General features: G+C 31.3%; 17 protein-coding genes. 13 read left to right on the top strand and 4 right to left on the bottom strand.

Translation table 11 applies throughout. The annotated features are described in order from the left end of the window. Positions 1–72: 72 nt before the first annotated feature. The 8 genes from UXY25_RS01770 (at position 73) to UXY25_RS01805 (ending at position 9,002) form a co-directional block, all read left to right on the top strand. On the top strand, positions 73–1,077 hold the full coding sequence (locus UXY25_RS01770; protein WP_320814284.1) for a MoxR family ATPase: 1,005 nt from the start codon (positions 73–75) through the stop codon (positions 1,075–1,077). Between the two features lie 79 nt (positions 1,078–1,156). Continuing rightward, positions 1,157–2,023, top strand: a complete 867-nt coding sequence (locus UXY25_RS01775) for a DUF58 domain-containing protein (protein WP_320814285.1) — start codon at positions 1,157–1,159, stop codon at positions 2,021–2,023. A gap of 1 nt (position 2,024) precedes the next feature. Continuing rightward, positions 2,025–3,641, top strand: a complete 1,617-nt coding sequence (locus UXY25_RS01780; RefSeq protein ID WP_320814286.1) for a hypothetical protein — start codon at positions 2,025–2,027, stop codon at positions 3,639–3,641. After that, positions 3,641–4,645 (top strand): VWA domain-containing protein, encoded by a 1,005-nt coding sequence (locus tag UXY25_RS01785; RefSeq protein ID WP_320814287.1) that lies wholly within the window; start codon positions 3,641–3,643, stop codon positions 4,643–4,645. The genes UXY25_RS01780 and UXY25_RS01785 overlap by 1 nt, the downstream gene beginning before the upstream one ends. A gap of 16 nt (positions 4,646–4,661) precedes the next feature. Continuing rightward, positions 4,662–5,699 carry a VWA domain-containing protein gene (locus UXY25_RS01790; protein ID WP_320814288.1) on the top strand — a complete coding sequence of 346 codons (1,038 nt, stop codon included), beginning with the start codon at positions 4,662–4,664 and terminating at the stop codon, positions 5,697–5,699. A 1-nt stretch (position 5,700) separates the two neighbouring features. Continuing rightward, positions 5,701–6,459 (top strand): tetratricopeptide repeat protein, encoded by a 759-nt coding sequence (locus tag UXY25_RS01795; RefSeq protein ID WP_320814289.1) that lies wholly within the window; start codon positions 5,701–5,703, stop codon positions 6,457–6,459. Position 6,460: 1 nt separating this feature from the next. After that, the gene (locus tag UXY25_RS01800) at positions 6,461–8,230 is read left to right on the top strand and encodes a BatD family protein (protein WP_320814290.1); all 1,770 of its coding nucleotides are present in this window, start codon (positions 6,461–6,463) and stop codon (positions 8,228–8,230) included. A gap of 1 nt (position 8,231) precedes the next feature. Further along, entirely contained in the window at positions 8,232–9,002 is a 771-nt protein-coding gene (locus tag UXY25_RS01805) for a tetratricopeptide repeat protein (protein ID WP_320814291.1), read from the top strand. A gap of 9 nt (positions 9,003–9,011) precedes the next feature. Here the strand turns inward: UXY25_RS01805 and UXY25_RS01810 are convergent, their stop codons facing one another. Further along, complete coding sequence (locus UXY25_RS01810) at positions 9,012–9,485, bottom strand: hypothetical protein (RefSeq protein ID WP_320814292.1); 474 nt, start codon at positions 9,483–9,485, stop codon at positions 9,012–9,014. A gap of 33 nt (positions 9,486–9,518) precedes the next feature. Continuing rightward, a complete protein-coding gene (locus UXY25_RS01815; RefSeq protein ID WP_320814293.1) occupies positions 9,519–10,055 on the bottom strand; it encodes a CvpA family protein in 537 nt (178 codons plus the stop codon). Between the two features lie 117 nt (positions 10,056–10,172). Between UXY25_RS01815 and UXY25_RS01820 the strand changes: the two genes are divergently transcribed. From UXY25_RS01820 to UXY25_RS01840, 5 genes are all read left to right on the top strand, one after another. Continuing rightward, a complete protein-coding gene (locus tag UXY25_RS01820; protein ID WP_320814294.1) occupies positions 10,173–10,529 on the top strand; it encodes a hypothetical protein in 357 nt (118 codons plus the stop codon). 83 nt (positions 10,530–10,612) lie between these two features. Then, entirely contained in the window at positions 10,613–11,632 is a 1,020-nt protein-coding gene (gene pheS, locus UXY25_RS01825) for a phenylalanine--tRNA ligase subunit alpha (RefSeq protein WP_320814295.1), read from the top strand. A 1-nt stretch (position 11,633) separates the two neighbouring features. Further along, positions 11,634–12,041 carry a hypothetical protein gene (locus UXY25_RS01830; RefSeq protein WP_320814296.1) on the top strand — a complete coding sequence of 136 codons (408 nt, stop codon included), beginning with the start codon at positions 11,634–11,636 and terminating at the stop codon, positions 12,039–12,041. Positions 12,042–12,107: 66 nt separating this feature from the next. Continuing rightward, positions 12,108–14,912 (top strand): GH92 family glycosyl hydrolase, encoded by a 2,805-nt coding sequence (locus tag UXY25_RS01835; protein ID WP_320814297.1) that lies wholly within the window; start codon positions 12,108–12,110, stop codon positions 14,910–14,912. A 45-nt stretch (positions 14,913–14,957) separates the two neighbouring features. Next, the gene (locus UXY25_RS01840; RefSeq protein WP_320814298.1) at positions 14,958–15,794 is read left to right on the top strand and encodes a thioredoxin family protein; all 837 of its coding nucleotides are present in this window, start codon (positions 14,958–14,960) and stop codon (positions 15,792–15,794) included. Positions 15,795–15,807: 13 nt separating this feature from the next. Here UXY25_RS01840 and UXY25_RS01845 read toward each other — a convergent pair whose 3' ends face one another. Beyond that, the gene (locus UXY25_RS01845) at positions 15,808–16,785 is read right to left on the bottom strand and encodes a TerC/Alx family metal homeostasis membrane protein (RefSeq protein ID WP_320814299.1); all 978 of its coding nucleotides are present in this window, start codon (positions 16,783–16,785) and stop codon (positions 15,808–15,810) included. Positions 16,786–16,956: 171 nt separating this feature from the next. Beyond that, on the bottom strand, positions 16,957–17,952 hold the full coding sequence (locus UXY25_RS01850) for an NAD(P)H-dependent glycerol-3-phosphate dehydrogenase (protein WP_320814300.1): 996 nt from the start codon (positions 17,950–17,952) through the stop codon (positions 16,957–16,959). Positions 17,953–17,978: the final 26 nt, after the last annotated feature.

A 17,978-nucleotide genomic window follows, 5' to 3' on the forward strand; every position in this document is an offset into this window, starting at 1 on the left:
AAGTTATAAATAAATTTACAATTTTGAAATGTTAAATTTTTTTACAAAATTTGATCCCTAAATTTAATGAAAATGGAAGAAAATACAACTACAATTGATATTCGTGCGATAAATGAAAAGATAGAAAGAGAAAGCGCATTTGTTGATTTATTGACTATGGAAATGAGTAAAGTAATCATAGGTCAAAAATACATGATTGAAAGGTTGCTTATTGGACTTTTAGGACAAGGACATATTTTATTAGAAGGTGTTCCTGGATTAGCAAAAACATTAGCAATTAACACTCTTTCACAGGCTGTTCACGGTTCTTTTAGTAGAATTCAGTTTACACCAGATCTTTTACCTGCCGATGTTGTTGGAACTATGATTTACAGTGTAAAAGAGAATGACTTTACTATTAAAAAAGGACCAATTTTTGCAAACTTCGTTTTAGCCGATGAGATTAATCGTGCTCCTGCAAAAGTGCAATCGGCTCTTTTAGAGGCGATGCAAGAAAAGCAAGTTACCATTGGAGACACTACATTTAAATTAGATAAACCATTTTTAGTAATGGCAACACAAAACCCAGTTGAGCAAGAAGGAACTTATCCTTTGCCAGAAGCTCAAATGGACCGTTTTATGTTGAAGACAGTAATTGACTACCCAAAAATGGAAGACGAGCGCTTAGTTATCCGTCAAAATTTAAGTGGGGAGTATACAAAAGTAAATCCGGTTGTTTCTGTAGAGCAAATTCTTAGAGCACAACAAGCCGTTCGTGAAGTTTACATGGATGAAAAAATTGAAAAATATATTTTAGATATTGTTTTCGCAACTCGTTATCCGGAAAAGTACAATTTAGAGAGTTTAAAACCATTAATTAGTTTTGGTTCTTCTCCTCGTGGAAGTATTAATTTGGCTGTAGCGGCTAAATGTTATGCATTCATTAAAAGAAGAGGTTATGTGATACCAGAAGACGTTCGCGCAGTTGTTCACGATGTATTACGTCACAGAATAGGAATTACATATGAAGCTGAGGCTGAAAATGTAACTTCGGTAGACATTATCAACAAAATTGTAAATGAAGTTGAAGTACCATAGTAGTAAATAGTAATCTGTGATTATAACCAGAATTAACTCTAGGCTAATCACGAACTACTAATCACTAATTACTAAAAAAATGGATACTAAAGAAATTCTTAAAAAAGTTCGAAAAATTGAAATCAAAACCCGAAGATTGAGCGATCATATCTTTTCGGGAGAATATCATACGTCTTTTAAAGGTCGTGGAATGACGTTTTCTGAAGTGCGCCAATACCAATACGGGGACGATGTAAAAGCTATTGATTGGAACGTTACCGCAAGAACAAACGAGCCTTATGTAAAGGTTTTTGAAGAAGAACGTGAATTAACCATGATGCTAATGGTAGACTGTAGTGGTTCGGAAATTTTTGGAACTAAAAACCAATTCAAAAACGAAATTATTACTGAAATTGCTGCAACTTTAGCTTTTTCATCTACACAAAATAATGATAAAGTGGGTTTGATTTTATTTTCAGACCAAATAGAATTGTTTATTCCACCTAAAAAAGGAAAACATCACGTGTTACGCATTATTAGAGAATTAATAGAGTTCCAACCAAAAAGCAGAAAAACCGATTTAGCACAAGCCTTAAAGTTTTTATCGAGCATAATGAAAAAGAAAGCCATTGTGTTTTTAATTTCAGATTTTATGGTGAACGATTATGAAAAAACTTTAAAAATTGCTGCTAGAAAACATGATTTAACCGGAATTAGAGTCTATGATAATCGAGAAGAGTCTATTCCAAATTTAGGAATTGTTAATATGCTCGATGCAGAATCTGGAGAAACAATGTTGGTCGATACAAGTTCAAGAAGCGTTCGTGCTGCTTATGCAAAAGAATATGCTGAAGATGTAAAACACTTTGCAGATGTGTTTTCAAAATCAGGCGCAGGTGTATTAAGTTTAAGGGTTGATGAAAGTTACGTGACCAAATTATTAGGTTATTTTAAAGCAAGGAATTAAAATGTTAAAAAGAATACTTCTATATTTTTTATTTATTTCATCGTTTGTAAATGCACAATCGATTACTTCTTCTGTCGATTCAACTCAAATAAAAATAGGATCACAGTTTAATCTAACTATTAAAGCTAATGTCTCTAAAACAGATAAAGTTACTTTCCCTGACGGAAAATTTCTGGGTGCATTAGAGGTATTAGAATCATATCCTGTAGATTCAATAAAATCAAACGATAAATTACAATTAATAAAAAAATACGGCTTAACACAATTTGATTCTGGCCGCTATGTGCTTCCTAAATTAGCAGTGTTAATCAATAGTAAAACATTTAGAACCGATTCTTTTGCTGTAATAGTAAACGATGTTGTTGTAGATACTATTAAGCAACAAATGTTTGATATTAAACCGATTATTAAAGTAGAAAAACCTGCAATTTATTGGTGGTTATATCTTATTTTGATTTTAATTTTTTTGGCAGTAATAGGTTATGGAGCTTATTATTTTATAAAGAAAAAACAAAATAAAAAGAACGAAGAAGAAGCTATTTTATTTGCATCGCCAATTGAAAAAGCAATTGCTCAATTAGAGGCTTTAGAAAAGAAAACACTTTGGCAAAATGGTGAAACAAAAGGCTATTATTCTGAACTTACAGATATTACTCGAAATTACATTGAAGAAGTAATTGAAATTCCAGCAATGGAAAGCACTTCGAGTGAATTATTTGAGGCATTAAAAATTGTAGTTCGTCAAAGAAATATAAAAATTAGCAGAGATACTTTAGATAAATTTAAAAATGTAATGGCAACATCTGACTTGGTGAAATTCGCAAAGTCAAAACCATTAGATTTCGAAATTGAGAATGATAAAAACACCATTAATACTTTTTTAATTTCTTTAGATAAAGCGATTCCAAGAACAGAAGAGGAAACAGAAAACTTATTTACAGAAGAATTAAAACGTAAAAAAGAACGCTCTCAAAAGTTACAACGTATTTTCATTCCTTTAACATTAGTAGGTATAATATTAACTATGATATTGGTGTTCTTGGGTGTAACCAAAGGAATGGACTTCTTAAGAGAAAATATAATTGGTCACAGCACAAAATCAATGTTAAAGGACGAATGGGTAACATCAGATTATGGTGATCCTGCAATAATTATTTCAACTCCAAAATCTTTGACAAGAAATAACGATGCTCGTATTCAAAACAATTTACCAGAAAACATAAAGGCTACAAGCACATTCTTTTACGGAAGTTTGTTAGACAATTTTTCAGTTGTTTTAAGTACCACATCTTTTAAAGACTCAGTTCAAGGTTCTTTGGATATGGTATTAGAACAGAAATTAAAACAATTAGAATCTTTTGGAGCACAAAACGTAATTGTAAACACAGGCGATTATGACGATCCAAAAGGGTTGACAGGTAAAAAATCTGAAGGAACATTTACAGTTCTTGATCCTATTTCTAAAGAAGACATAAAAATGTACTATTCTATTTTAGTCTTTTCACAAGGAACAGGTATTCAAGAGTTAACATTAGTTCACAAACTTGAAGATGAGAATGCAGCAGAAATAATGAAACGAATTGTAGAATCAATTGAGTTAAGAAAAGCAGTACAGTAATGAAGAACATAACATTTTTACATCCTGAATTTTTTTGGTTGTTTTTGGCTCTTCCAATTGCAATGGCTTGGTATTGGTTTACACATAAAAAACAGCGCGCAACTCTTAAAATAAGTTCAACAAAATCATTCAAAGGAAGCACAACATTAATTGCTAAAATGCAACCTTTATTATTCGTTTTACGATTATTAGCTTTAAGTGCCATAATAGTTGCTTTGGCAAGACCAAGAAGCGTAGATGTTTCTTCAAAATCGAGAACTACAAAAGGAATTGATATTGTTATGGCAATTGACGTTTCAGGAAGTATGTTGGCCAAAGATTTAAAACCAAATCGCTTAGAAGCTTTAAAAAGAGTAGCTGCCGAATTTGTAGAAGACAGAAGTAACGACCGAATTGGTTTAGTAGTTTATGCAGGAGAAAGTTATACCAGAACACCAGTTACTTCTGATAAAACAGTAATTCTTCAGTCGTTAAAAACGATTGATTATGATGATTCTATAATTGCTGATGGAACAGGAATTGGCGTGGGTTTAGCTACTGCAATTAATAGAATAAAAGACAGTAAAGCGAAAAGCAGAATTATTATTTTATTGACCGATGGAGTAAACAATTCAGGAACGATTGATCCAAGAATGGCCGCTGATATTGCTAAAGAATACGGAATTAAAGTGTACACCATTGGAATTGGAACTAACGGAATGGCTCCTTTTCCTTATGCGAAAGCGCCAAATGGTAAGTTTTTGTACCAAAACATGAAAGTAGAAATTGACGAAAAGTTAATGAAAGAAATCGCAAAAACTACCGACGGGAAGTACTTTAGAGCAACAAGTAATGCTAAATTAAAAGAAATTTATACCGAAATTAATAAACTAGAAAAAACAGAAGTTGAAGAAAAAAAATACTTCAACTATGATGAAAAATACCAACCACTTGTTTGGCTTGCATTAATCTTATTATTTGTTGAGGTGCTTTTAAAAAACACCCTTTTCAAAGGTTTAGTTTAAATTAGAAATTGAAACAATGTATCACCAATTAGAAAATCCACAATATTTATACCTTTTATTAATAATTCCATTATTAGTAGTGGTTTTCTTGTTTCAATTATTTTGGAGAAGAAAAAAAAGAGCAGAATTTGGCGATTTAGAATTGGTTAAAAGATTAAGCCCAGAAACTTCTGGTTTTAAGCCTGTTTTAAAATTTGTAACCTTATCACTTGCTTTAGTTGCTATAATTATTGCTTTGGTTAACCCAAAAATTGGAACTAAAATGGAAACAGTAAAACGTCAAGGAATTGATATTGTTTTCGCTTTGGATATTTCCAAAAGTATGTTGGCCGAAGATATTGCCCCTAATCGTTTAGAAAAATCAAAACAATTAATTTCTAATATCATTAGTACATTAGGAAATGATAGAGTAGGAATTGTTGGCTATGCTGGCAGCGCATATCCTGTGTTGCCAATGACAACCGATTATAGTATTGCAAAAATGTATTTGCAAAACATGAATACTAATATGGTTTCTTCTCAAGGAACTGCATTAAACGATGCTATCCGATTATCAGAAACTTATTTTGACGCTATCGATACGAGTAAATTAATTATTTTAGTTTCAGATGGAGAAGATCATGGCGCTGATTCTCAAGTGGGAAGTGAATTAGCCAAAGAAAAAGGAATAAAGATTATAACTATTGGGGTAGGTACTGAAAATGGTGGGCCAATTCCAATTAAAAACAAAAGTGGTTCACTTTCAGAATATAAAAAAGACAGCAAAGGGGAAACGGTAATTACCAAATTAAATACAGAAATTTTAGAAAATATAGCTAAAAGCACAAATGGAGGTTATATTGCAGGTAATAATACTAAAGAAGCATTAGAAAGATTGAAAAATGCAATGGATAATATTGAAAAAACGGAATTTGAAACAGAACAAATTGCCGAATATCAAACGCAATATCAATGGTTTTTAGCATTTGCTTTTTTCTTAATCATGATTGATGTTTTCTTCTTTGAGAAGAAAACAGCTTGGGTTCAAAAACTAAATTTATTCAACAAGAAGTAAGATGGAAAAGATAACAGTAGCTTTAGTTTTATTTATTACATCATTAATTTTTGGTCAAAATAAAGATCAAAATTTATACGAAGGTACAACTGCTTTTGAAGGAAAGGAATACGTAAAATCCGAATCTAATTTAAGAGTTTCACAATCTAATAACGCAGACAAAAAAGCAGTTGCAAACTATAATTTAGGAAATAGTATTTACCGTCAAAATCAGCCTTCAGAAGCAAAATATAAATTTGCTTCAGCTGTTGAGGTTGCAAAAACGAAAGAAGAAAAACATAAAGCATACCATAATTTGGGAAACACATTTATGTTGGAAAAAAATTATCAAGGAGCAGTTGATGCTTATAAAAACGCATTACGCAACAATCCACTTGATGACGAAACACGATATAATTATGCTTTAGCAAAGAAAAAACAAAAAGAAAACCCGCCAAAAGACGATAAGAAAAAAGACAAAGACAAGGATAAAGATAAAAAAGACAAAGACCAAAAAGATAAGGATAAGAAAGATCAAGATAAAAAGGACGAAGGCAAAGACAAGAAAGACGATAAAAAAAACGGTGACGATAAAAAGGATAAAGGTGACAAAGGTGATGATGATAAAAAAGAGCAACCAAATCCAAAACCTTCTGGAGCTAACAAGCAACAAATAGAAAATTTACTGAATGCAGTAAACAACTCTGAACAAAAAATTCAGGATAAAATAAATGCTAAAAAAGTAAAAACGAGTCCCGCAACAAACGAGAAAGATTGGTAAAATGAAAAAAATATTAGCCTTATTGTTTTTTCCATTAATGTGTTTAGCTCAAGAAGTAAAATTTGAAGCTGCAACACAAAAAGATTCCTATTCTCTAAACGAACGATTTGTTATTTCTTTCACTATTAATAATGAAGCAGATAATTTTGTTCCTCCAAATTTTTCTGATTTCAATGTTCAAGGCCCAATGATGAATAAAGGAGGTGCTTCTTCAATTGAGTTCGTTAATGGTAGGCTCATTACAAAAAGAATACTTCAAACACAATTTGTCTATTATTTAGTAGCTAAGAAAAAAGGTAAATTTTTTATAAACCCAGCAGAGTTTGAGTTTGAGGATAAAATATATAAATCAAACCCACTAACAATTAATATAACTGATGCTGTTGAAGTACCTAAAGACACAAACGACCCGAGTTATTTAGCTGAAAACGGAGTTCATTTAATTGCAGAGGTTTCTAATTCTAACCCTTACTTAAACGAACCTTTAACTGTTGTTTATAAAATACTCGTTAACCCTGCTTTTGGTGTTGCAAACATGCGAGAAGTTAAAACTCCAAAATACAATGGATTTTGGAATCAAGAACTTGAACTTCAACAGCTTCAGCCACAAACTGTCAATTACCAAGGAAAAGAATATAAAATGTTGATTTTAAAGAAAGTTGTTTTATACCCTTTAGAAAAAGGTACCCAATTAATAGAGCCGCTTTCATTGAGTATGGATATTGAAATGCAAATGCGAAAAAGGTTTGGGCCTCTTTCAAGAATTGTAATTGAATCGGTTCCTAAAACAGTTACTGCTGGTTCAAAAACAATAAATGTAAAACCACTTCCTGAAAATGGTAAGCCAGCTGACTTTACAGGTGCGGTTGGCAACTTTTTGTTTAAAGTAAAACCATCAAAAACAAAGTTAAAAACAGGCGAATCTTTTGACTTAGAAATTGCAGTTTCGGGTAATGGAAATCTAAAATTATTTGATTTACCAAAAACAGAATTCCCAAGTGCTTTTGAAGTTTTTGACCCACAACATAAAGAAGAAGTAAAAACACCTTTATCTGGAATGAACGGAAAAATCTCAGATACATATACAATTGTCCCTCAGTTTAAAGGAAAATATACAATTCAACCTATACAATTCAGTTATTTTGATTTAGGTTCAAAGACTTATAAAACAATTACTTCTGAAGAAATTACCATTGATGTTTTAGATAATCCAAATTTTACAGCAACTTCAAGCCCTATTGCGTCAAATAAAAAAGAAGTCATTAAAAATAACGTGTTCCAGTTTATCAAACTGAATTCTAATTTTGAATCGGTTACTAAAAAAGATTTCTTAGGATCTAATTTGTTTTACACATTGTTATTTGCGCCTTTGCTTTTAATACCAATTGTCATTTTGGCGAAGAAGAAAAAAGAAGCTATTGATGCAGATGTTTTTGGTAACAGGGTAAAAAGAAACAATCGTTTGGCTAAAAAATTCTTATCAGATGCTAAAAAACAAATGGGTAATAAAGTGCCGTTTTATATGGCAATGGAAAAAGCGTTACACAATTTTTTGAAGGCAAAATTATACATTGAAACTTCAGAAATGAGTAAAGAAAACATTCAAGAAATGCTGCGCGAAAAACAAGCAAATGAAAATGATGTAGAACAATTTATGCAATTAATGAACGATTGTGAGTTTGCTCGTTATACGCCTTCATCTGATGTAGCAATGCAAAAAGATTATGACAAAGCCGTTGAAATAATTTCTGAACTTTCAAAACAACTTTAATATGAAGACTATACTAAAAAGCATTGTTTTTATTTTACTTTCAACAGTTGTTTTTGCAAACGAATCTGACGAAGTAAGCAAAGCATTTGCAAATGCCAATGAATTGTATAAAAAAGAAAATTACGAAGCAGCTGCAACTAAATATGAGTTCATAAATACGAGTTTAAAAGTAGAATCTGCTGAATTGTATTTCAATTTAGGAAACTGTTATTACAAACTAGATAAAGTAGCTCCAGCGATTTATAATTTTGAAAAAGCGCTATTGTTCAACCCAAATGATGAGGTTGTGAAAACCAATTTAGAATTTGCCCAAAAAAAAGCCATTGACGACATTAAAGTTGTACCAGAAATTGGTTTTACAAAAGCTATTTATGGCTTTATAAACACATGGCATTACGATTCATGGGCTTGGGCAGCAGTTATAATGTCGATGCTGTTTTTACTGACTTTTTTAGGTTATTATTTTGGGAATACAACATTAATCAAAAGAATATTTTTTACTGCAATGTTTGTGTTTTTAGTTGGAATATGCACAGCTGTTTCAGCAGCTTTTTTACAAAAACAAAACGCTTCAAAAACAAAACCTGCAATTGTATTCAGTTCGGCTGTAAATGTAAAAGCGGAGCCTAAAAACAGCTCAGATGATGTGCTGGTTTTACACGAAGGAACAAAAGTATTTGTTTTGGAGTCGTTAGACAATTGGAAAAAAATCCAATTGACTGATAAAACGCAAGGTTGGATTGAAAAAGACGCGATTAAGGAGTTGAAATAGAAGTTATTATTAATAATTTCTATAGCTTTTCCACAAAATAAAACTTCCAATTATTGAATAAGTAATTCCACCAATAAGATTCTGAATTCCAAAATCATTTGTAAATAAGCAACCAACTTGCCTAAAAGAAAAACTAATATATTCATTTCTAAAAAACTTTAATGGGAATAAAATAAATAATAAAGTGATGGTGATAATGGTATTAAATAGATGTCTATTTTTTTTCCAGTTAATGTATCCAAAAATCAGTATACTAATTAAAAACCCATAGAAAAACCACAAATAAACATTTGCCATAAAATCACCAATATGATTTTTTAAGTTAAGTTCATTAATACATTCACATTTTGGGTTTTCAAAATACTCTATTAAACAATTAAATTTATTGTTCTGAATCGAAAAGTATATATTTTGGATTCCTTGAATTAGAAAAATAGAACCAAAAAACTGGATAAATATTATTTTAAGTTTTATTTGATGCATTTTGTTTTTTTGTAATAAGTTTTAATCTAATTACTAATTATTTTCTTCTTGCTCAACATTCTCTAATTCCTTCTCACTTAACCCTTCATACCATTCTTCAATTTGTGGATATACAAATGCAGAAATTTCTTTTGTAGGGTTGTAAAAAATAGATTCGTCAAGCGTTTCTTGTTTTGCCAACATGTTGTTTAAGTTGATTTTTTCAAACAATAAAATAACAATACTCAAAGCTAATATGGTTTTTAAAACACTAAACCCTGCGCCTGCTAAGCGGTTAATCCAGCCTAAATAGGCAAAATCTACAATTTTAGTCAGCAATTTAGCCGAAAGATGAATTACAATTACAACAGCAATAAAAGTTAAAGCAAAAGCCGTTATTTCTATGTATTTTGGATCCCAACTTACTTTTGTTTCTATAACAGCCCTTACAATGTGCGAAAATTTTATGGCTACAAAAATCCCAACTACTAAAGCAAGAAGCGAAGCAATCTCAACGAAAAGTCCGTTTTTTAACCCTTTGTAAATGGCGTAAGCTAATAATGCAGCAAAAATAATATCAATAAAACTCATCTATTTTGTCTTTGAAAAAAAACAAAGATAAAAGAATTATAGAAAGTCAAGTTTTCAGTTGTTATCTTTGCCAAAATTAAGTTAGCAGAAGAAATTTCTAACTTCTAAATTTCAATCATGTCAAGAGACGAACAACTAAAAGAACGATGGGATAAAGTAGTAAAATTACTTTCTGATAAATTTGCCGATGGCGATGTATTAGACCTAGACGCTATTATATATTTAATTGGAGTTCAAGAATTAGGAAAATTCAATAATGAGTTTAAAAAGGATGAAAAAATAAACTTAATGCATATTGCAATATGTAGAGTTTTAGAACCTTATGGCTACTATGAATTTGAATATTTCGATAACGAAGGTTGGCCTCATTATGCAGTAAAAGAAGAATTGCCACCATTAAAAGCAGGAGAACAATCTATCTTAATGAAAGACGCCATTGTAAGTTATTTTATGGAAAAAGAATTAATAGACTAATTGACTATTAATAAAACTAATTAGTAATCACTTTTAACTAATCAGTAAAAAAGATTAAATTTGCACCTTTATAAGCAAGAACGATGATTGATCAGATTAAAAAACACATTGAAGAAGTAAACGCTTTTCAAGCCGATAATAAAGAAAAAATTGAGGAGTTTAGAATTAAATTTTTAGGAAGCAAAGGTCTTTTAAAAGACTTATTTGCTGAATTTAAAAATGTTCCAAACGAAATGAAAAAGGAATTCGGACAAGTAATCAATCAGTTGAAAACTTCTGCCGAAGAAAAAGTTGCGTCTTTACAAGATCAAATAGAAAGCAAAGAAGATTCTAAAGGAATTTATGGCGACTTAACACGTCCAGGACATCCATTAAATTTAGGTTCTCGTCATCCAATTTCACTAGTAAAAAACCAAATTATCGATATCTTTTCAAATGTGGGTTTCAACGTTTCTGAAGGTCCAGAAATTGAAGACGATTGGCATAATTTTACGGCTTTAAATTTGCCAGAATATCACCCAGCGCGTGATATGCAAGATACTTTCTTTATTCAAACGAATCCAGATACGTTATTGCGTACACACACATCATCAGTTCAAGTGCGTTACATGGAAAATAACAAACCGCCTATTAGAACTATTTCTCCAGGTAGAGTTTTCCGTAATGAAGCAATTTCTGCTCGTTCACATTGTATTTTTCATCAAGTAGAAGGTTTATATATTGATAAAGACGTATCGTTTGCCGATTTAAAACAAACGTTATTACACTTTACGAAAGAAATGTTCGGAAAGTCAAAAATACGTCTAAGACCTTCTTATTTTCCATTTACAGAACCAAGTGCTGAAATTGATATTTATTGGGGTTTAAAGACAGAAACCGATTATAGAATTACAAAAGGTACAGGTTGGTTGGAAATTGGTGGTTGCGGAATGGTTGACCCAAATGTTTTAAAAAATTGCGGAATCAATCCAGAAGAATATTCAGGGTTTGCATTTGGTATGGGAGTTGAGCGTATAGCAATGCTTTTGCATCAAATAGGCGATATTAGAATGTTTTTTGAAAATGATGTGCGTTTCTTGCAACAATTTAAGTCAAGTATCTAAAATGAAAGCAGATATAGTTATCCCAAAAGTAGAAAACGTACATATTGTTGCCATACAAGAATGGAGCGATGATTTTCAAGAAAATTGTTGGTATGCATATTTGTTAAACGCTACAAATGAGCCATTAGAAATGGCTATGATTGTTTCTCGTGCTTATGGTTTAATTGATGGGGAACAAAGAAACACAATGTCTTTAAGACACGCTTTTGCAAAAGTAGAATCTCAATCAGCAGTAAGAATTGAATTTCTTGAAAACAACGTACTGCAATTAAACAACGAGTTTTTATTATCTTACTTTATAGATAATAAGATGTTTGATAAAAAATTTATTTTCAAAGCAAATGCAATAAGCGAAAAAGTAAAAATAGATCTACCAGTTGTAAATAAACAAGGTATTTTAGGAAGCTAATTAAGAAAATAGAATTGCTAAAATCATATAAATTCCTCAATTTTATAGCTTATTATAAACTATAGCATGAGGAATTTTTTTTTATCTCTACTTTTCATAGCAAGCGCATCGTTTGCACAAGATTTTGCGAAACACGTAAACCCATTTATAGGAACTGGTGGTCACGGACATACTTTTCCCGGCGCAACAACTCCATATGGAATGGTACAACTTTCACCAGATACTCGTATTGATGGAAGTTGGCACGGTTGTTCGGGTTATCATTATTCAGATAATTTAATTTATGGATTTTCGCACACGCATTTAAACGGAACCGGAGTTTCTGATTATGGTGACATTATGTTGATGCCAATAATGGGCGAATCTTCATTTGATAATAAAGTGTATTCTTCTACATTTTCGCATACTAACGAAAAAGCCTCAGTAGGTTTTTATTCTGTAAAATTAGACAAACACGATATCGATGTCCGTTTGACGACTTCAACACGCGTTGGTTTTCATGAATATACTTTTAATAAAAGTGGTTTAGCCAATATAATTTTAGATCTGAATCATCGAGATAAATTGCTGGAAGGAGAAGTTAGAATTGTTAGTCCAACCACTATTGAGGTTTTAAGAAGAAGCGAAGCTTGGGCTCAAAATCAATATGTCTATGCACGAATTGAGTTTAATGTTCCAATGAAAATTTCCAAAGAAAAAATGAATTTTAAAGGTGTAAATGGAGATTATCATGGAACGGAACTTGCTTTAAGCTTCTTCAAAGCAGTAAAAAAAGGAGAAAAAATCTTGGTAAAAGTTTCCCTTTCGCCAACAAGTTATGAAGGAGCAAAACTAAACAGTTCCGAAATTAAGCATTGGGATTTTGAAAAAGCAAAGAAAGCAGCAGAAGCACTTTGGAATAAAGAATTATCTAAAATAGAAATCACTTCTGAAGATAAAGACAAGTTGGCGATTTTCTATACCGCATTATATCATACGATGATGCAACCTAATATTGCTCAAGATTTAGACGGGAAATATCGTGGTCGAGATAATCAAATTCACACCGCGGAAGGATTTGATTATTACACCGTTTTTTCGCTTTGGGATACATTTAGAGCAGCGCATCCATTGTATACGTTGATTGATAAAAAACGAACTTCAGATTACATCAATACGTTCATAAAGCAATACGAACAAGTTGGCAGATTACCGGTTTGGGAATTAGCTTCTAATGAAACCGATTGTATGATTGGCTACCATTCGGTTTCTGTAATTGCCGATGCAATGGCAAAAGGAATTAAAGGTTTTGATTATGAAAAAGCCTTTGAAGCTAGTAAAGCTTCTGCAATGCGTGATGTTTTAGGCTTAGAAGCCTATAAGAAAAATGGATTTATTTCTATAGACGACGACCATGAAAGTGTTTCCAAAACACTAGAATATGCTTATGACGATTGGTGTATTGCGCAAATGGCTCAAATTTTAAACAAACAAGAAGATTACGACTATTTTATGAAACGTTCTCAAAGCTGGAAAAACCTTTTCGATTGGGAAACAGGGTTTATTAGACCAAAGAAAAACGGAGGTTGGGACAAACCGTTTGATGCTAAAGAAGTAAATAATAATTACACAGAAGGTAATGCTTGGCAATACACATTTTTCGTTCCTCAAGATATTGAAGGAATGATTGACGCTTATGGCGGAAAGGAAAAGTTTGAAGCCAAACTAGATGAAATGTTCAACAGTGAAAGTAAAACCACTGGTCGTGAACAAGTAGATGTTACAGGTTTAATTGGACAATATGCACACGGAAACGAGCCAAGTCATCACATGGCGTATTTGTATAATTATGTTGGGAAGCCAGAAAAAACAAAAGAAAAAGTTCATTACATCTTAAACGAATTTTATAAAAACTCACCTGATGGTTTAATAGGAAACGAAGACTGCGGACAAATGAGTGCTTGGTATGTGTTGAGTTCGATGGGAATTTATGCAGTAACGCCAGGAATAGGAGGTTATTGGGAAACTGTTAAGCCTAATTTTGATAAAATAGTTGTTAAAGGTGAAGATAAACAAAGAAAAATAAATGAACCATTTCAAAATGTTTTGACAGATTTTGGTTTTGAAATGAATTTTGAAAACGAAGCGTATAATGAAGATTATGAAATTCTTTCATATACTGAAATAATACCAGTTCCAGTAATTGAAGCGGAAAGTAAGTCGTTTAAAAACAAAATGTCTGTAGAATTAAAAGCACAAAAAGAGCAAAATATATTTTATTCTTTTACGAATGGAAATGATTTTAAGGAATATGTTTCTCCTATTGAAATTTCAGAATCAACGATGTTTTATGCTTTTTCTGAAAACAAGAATAAAGAGAAAAGCAACATCATTTCTGCCCAATTCTTCAAAAAACCTAACGACTATACCATTGAAATTAAATCAAAATACAATTCGCAATACCATGCAGGTGGAACAGAAGGTTTAATTGACGGAATTTTTGGAAATGAAAACTGGAGAAAAGGTGAATGGCAAGGGTATCAATACCAAGATTTTGAAGCAGTAATTGACCTTAAGGAAACGAAAATCATTTCTAAAATAAGTTCAAATTATTTACAAGACACACGTTCGTGGATCTTAATGCCAACTAAAGTAGAGTATTACATTTCAGATGATAACATCAAGTTTACAAAAGCGGGAACGGTTGAGAATTCAGTTGATCCAAAAGAATATGAAACTGTGATAAAATCATTTGATTTAAAGTTTAAATCACAAAAAGCAAGGTTTGTAAAAGTAATTGCAACTAATTTTGGAAAACTTCCAGAATGGCACCAAGGTTTTCCATCAAACGGAGATGCGTTTATTTTTATTGATGAGGTAACAGTTAAATAGAATGTTTTGGTTTGATTTTTGTTAGGTGTAATTAAAAATGTATTTATGAAAAGGTTTCTTTTGTTTTTGCTTTTTACGGCTACTTTAGGTAATGCACAAGTTGTCTTTGAACCTACTCTTTTTGAAGCTTTTAAAAAAGCTAAAGAACAAAACAAACCTGTTTTTATAGAGTATTATAGTTCAGAATGTTCGGTTTGTAAACGTTTAGGTGATTTGCTGAAAAATGATTCTCTTGTGTACACATACTACAATAAGAAATTCATCAATTATGCCATGAATACAAACGATTCATTGTCAGTTGAAGATAATGTTTTTATTAAAAATGCTAATCTTCATTTTGAAAGTTTACCCGTACTTTTGTATTTTGATAAAAATAAAAATTTCTTGCATCATACAGGAGTAAATACTGATGCAGCATCAATTGTTAATGAAGGAAAAAAAGCAACACTGTCTGATTATAATTCTTCGGGATTGAAAGCGAAATATGATGCTGGTGATCGTTCTGTAAGAACCTTATATGCTTATGCCGATTTTTTAGTTGTAACTGAAAACGAGAAATTATTAAATAAAGTTACTCAAGAACTTTTTGAATCTTTTAAGGAAGAAGAGCTAATAACCAAGAAAAGTTATATTGTTTTAAAACAAGTTGTACATACTACTGAAAACGGATTTTTTCAATTTTGGATAAACCATTTAGATGATTTGAAAGGTTTTGAAAGTGGCCATAAAGAAGGAATGGAAAAAGAAGCTCTAAATAAAATAGTTTTAAAAGAGCTTAGTGATCCATCAATAAAAAAATGGGACAACAAAAAGAAAACAACTTTTAAAAAGTACATTCTTGATTTAAAAATAACAGATAATCCAAACGTTTATTTTGAATAGTTTTTTATAAACCTTATTCTTTAAAAGGAATGAGTAACGACCAAACAATTGAAATAACCAAAATCCCACCTACAACTCCAAGAGAAACCATTGATGAAACATGGAAGAACGGTGCTGCAATCATTTTTACACCTATAAAGCCTAAAATAAGCGCTAATCCGTAATGTAAACGACTAAACATATACATGAAGTTGGCTAAAAGAAAATAAAGCGAACGAAGCCCTAAAATGGCAAATATATTTGAAGTGTATAAAATGAATGGATCATCTGGTGCGATAGCAAAAATAGCAGGAATACTGTCTACTGCAAAAAGCAAATCAGTAAATTCTACAATGACTACGACAACTAATAAAGGAGTTGCCATTTTTATTCCGTTTTGAAAAGTGAAAAACTTGTCACCATCAAAATTCGGACTCACTTTAAATATTTTGTGAACTAATTTTGAACCAGCACTATTAGAAAAATCTTTGTCTCCATCATCTTCACTATGACTGAACCACGATTTTAACCCAGCAACAATTAAAATAACTCCAAAAATGGTTAATAAGTAATTGATTTTTACAAGATGACCAAAAAGTTCCATTTCAGGTAAATATGTGTAATTCAAAATCCAAACACCTGTAAAAATGAAAATAGCTCTAAAAAATAATGCTCCAAGAACTCCCCAAAATAACACTTTGTGTTGGGCTGATTTGGCCACGTTAAAATAGCCAAAAACCAATATGAATACAAAAAGGTTATCTACGGAAAGTGCTTTTTCTATCCAATAAGCTCCTTGAAACTGCATGAATTGTTCAGCGCCTAAATAGTAATAGATAATTCCACTAAAACCCATTGCTAATGTAATCCAAGTTACAGACCAAATTGCTGCTTCTCTATTAGATATAACATGACTTTTTTTGTTTAAAACACCTAAATCTAGCAGCAACATTGCAATGATTATGATGCTGAAAACACCTAAAATGAAGGGATGATTTATTAAATGGTCCATGGATTACTTTTTTGCAAATTTACTACATGATTTTTTCTCCAAGAGAAACAGTTTTAACAATCTGATAATCAGAAATTTGCAGTAATGTTTTAAAATTAAAAAACAGGCTAACTTTTTGAAATTCAAATAATTAAGTCTGTTTTTGTATATGACGACAAATCTATTAAAATTTTAATCTAATTTATCTGCTAGTTTTTTAAATACAGCTTTTGGCTCTTTTCCTTCATATAGAATAGCGTAAACAGCATCTATAATTGGAGTTTTAGCTTTGTGTTTTTGATTTAGTAAATAAGCACTTTTAGTTGCATAATATCCTTCAGCAACCATGCTCATTTCCATTTGTGCAGATTTAACTGTATATCCTTTACCGATCATGTTTCCAAACATTCTATTTCTAGAAAAAACAGAATAACCAGTCACTAATAAATCGCCTAAATAGGCCGAATCATTAATGTTACGTTTCATTTTATGGACTTTTTTAATGAATTTCTTCATTTCGCGAATTCCATTACTCATTAAAACCGATTGAAAGTTATCTCCATAACCTAAACCATGTGCAATACCTGCAGAAATAGCATAAATGTTTTTTAACATTGCTGCATATTCCGTCCCTATAATATCATCAGAAGTTTTGGTTTTAATATAATCTGAACTTACATTTTTAGCCATTAACTTGGCCTTTTCTTTATCTCCACAAGCTAAAGTTAAGTACGATAATCGTTCCATGGCAACTTCCTCAGCATGACATGGACCGGTTAAAACACCAATATTTTCATAGGGTACGTTGTATTTTTGATGAAAGTGTTCACCTACAATTAAACTTGTCTCAGGAACAATTCCTTTAATTGCAGAAAAAATTACTTTTCCTTCTAAACTTTCGGTTAAACTTTCTAATTCCCCACTTAAAAAAGCAGATGGAATAGCAAAAATGATATAATCGGCATATGCAACAGCTTCATTAATATCATTTGTAAGTTTTAATTTTTTTATATCAAATTCTACTGAACTTAAGTAATTGGGATTATGGTATTGATGTTTAATATGCTCAACCGCATAAGTATTTCTCATGTACCATGCAATTTCATTTTGATTTTCACACAACATTTTCGCAATAGCAGTAGCCCAACTTCCTCCGCCAATAACTGCAAATTTCGGATTTTTTTCCATTATAGTTCCATTTTTAGGAAATTCAA

The organism is Flavobacterium sp., assembly GCF_034111225.1.
Taxonomy (GTDB): Bacteria; Bacteroidota; Bacteroidia; order Flavobacteriales; family Flavobacteriaceae; genus Flavobacterium.

Coding starts and splice junctions, on each gene's coding strand:
- UXY25_RS01770 (WP_320814284.1), top strand. CDS start 73: ATGGAAGAAAATACAACTACAATTGATATTCGTGCGATAAATGAAAAG.
- UXY25_RS01830 (WP_320814296.1), top strand. CDS start 11,634: ATGAAAGCAGATATAGTTATCCCAAAAGTAGAAAACGTACATATTGTT.
- UXY25_RS01790 (WP_320814288.1), top strand. CDS start 4,662: ATGTATCACCAATTAGAAAATCCACAATATTTATACCTTTTATTAATA.
- UXY25_RS01820 (WP_320814294.1), top strand. CDS start 10,173: ATGTCAAGAGACGAACAACTAAAAGAACGATGGGATAAAGTAGTAAAA.
- pheS (WP_320814295.1), top strand. CDS start 10,613: ATGATTGATCAGATTAAAAAACACATTGAAGAAGTAAACGCTTTTCAA.
- UXY25_RS01850 (WP_320814300.1), bottom strand. CDS start 17,952: ATGGAAAAAAATCCGAAATTTGCAGTTATTGGCGGAGGAAGTTGGGCT.
- UXY25_RS01805 (WP_320814291.1), top strand. CDS start 8,232: ATGAAGACTATACTAAAAAGCATTGTTTTTATTTTACTTTCAACAGTT.
- UXY25_RS01840 (WP_320814298.1), top strand. CDS start 14,958: ATGAAAAGGTTTCTTTTGTTTTTGCTTTTTACGGCTACTTTAGGTAAT.
- UXY25_RS01810 (WP_320814292.1), bottom strand. CDS start 9,485: ATGCATCAAATAAAACTTAAAATAATATTTATCCAGTTTTTTGGTTCT.
- UXY25_RS01845 (WP_320814299.1), bottom strand. CDS start 16,785: ATGGACCATTTAATAAATCATCCCTTCATTTTAGGTGTTTTCAGCATC.
- UXY25_RS01795 (WP_320814289.1), top strand. CDS start 5,701: ATGGAAAAGATAACAGTAGCTTTAGTTTTATTTATTACATCATTAATT.
- UXY25_RS01780 (WP_320814286.1), top strand. CDS start 2,025: ATGTTAAAAAGAATACTTCTATATTTTTTATTTATTTCATCGTTTGTA.
- UXY25_RS01775 (WP_320814285.1), top strand. CDS start 1,157: ATGGATACTAAAGAAATTCTTAAAAAAGTTCGAAAAATTGAAATCAAA.
- UXY25_RS01815 (WP_320814293.1), bottom strand. CDS start 10,055: ATGAGTTTTATTGATATTATTTTTGCTGCATTATTAGCTTACGCCATT.
- UXY25_RS01800 (WP_320814290.1), top strand. CDS start 6,461: ATGAAAAAAATATTAGCCTTATTGTTTTTTCCATTAATGTGTTTAGCT.
- UXY25_RS01785 (WP_320814287.1), top strand. CDS start 3,641: ATGAAGAACATAACATTTTTACATCCTGAATTTTTTTGGTTGTTTTTG.
- UXY25_RS01835 (WP_320814297.1), top strand. CDS start 12,108: ATGAGGAATTTTTTTTTATCTCTACTTTTCATAGCAAGCGCATCGTTT.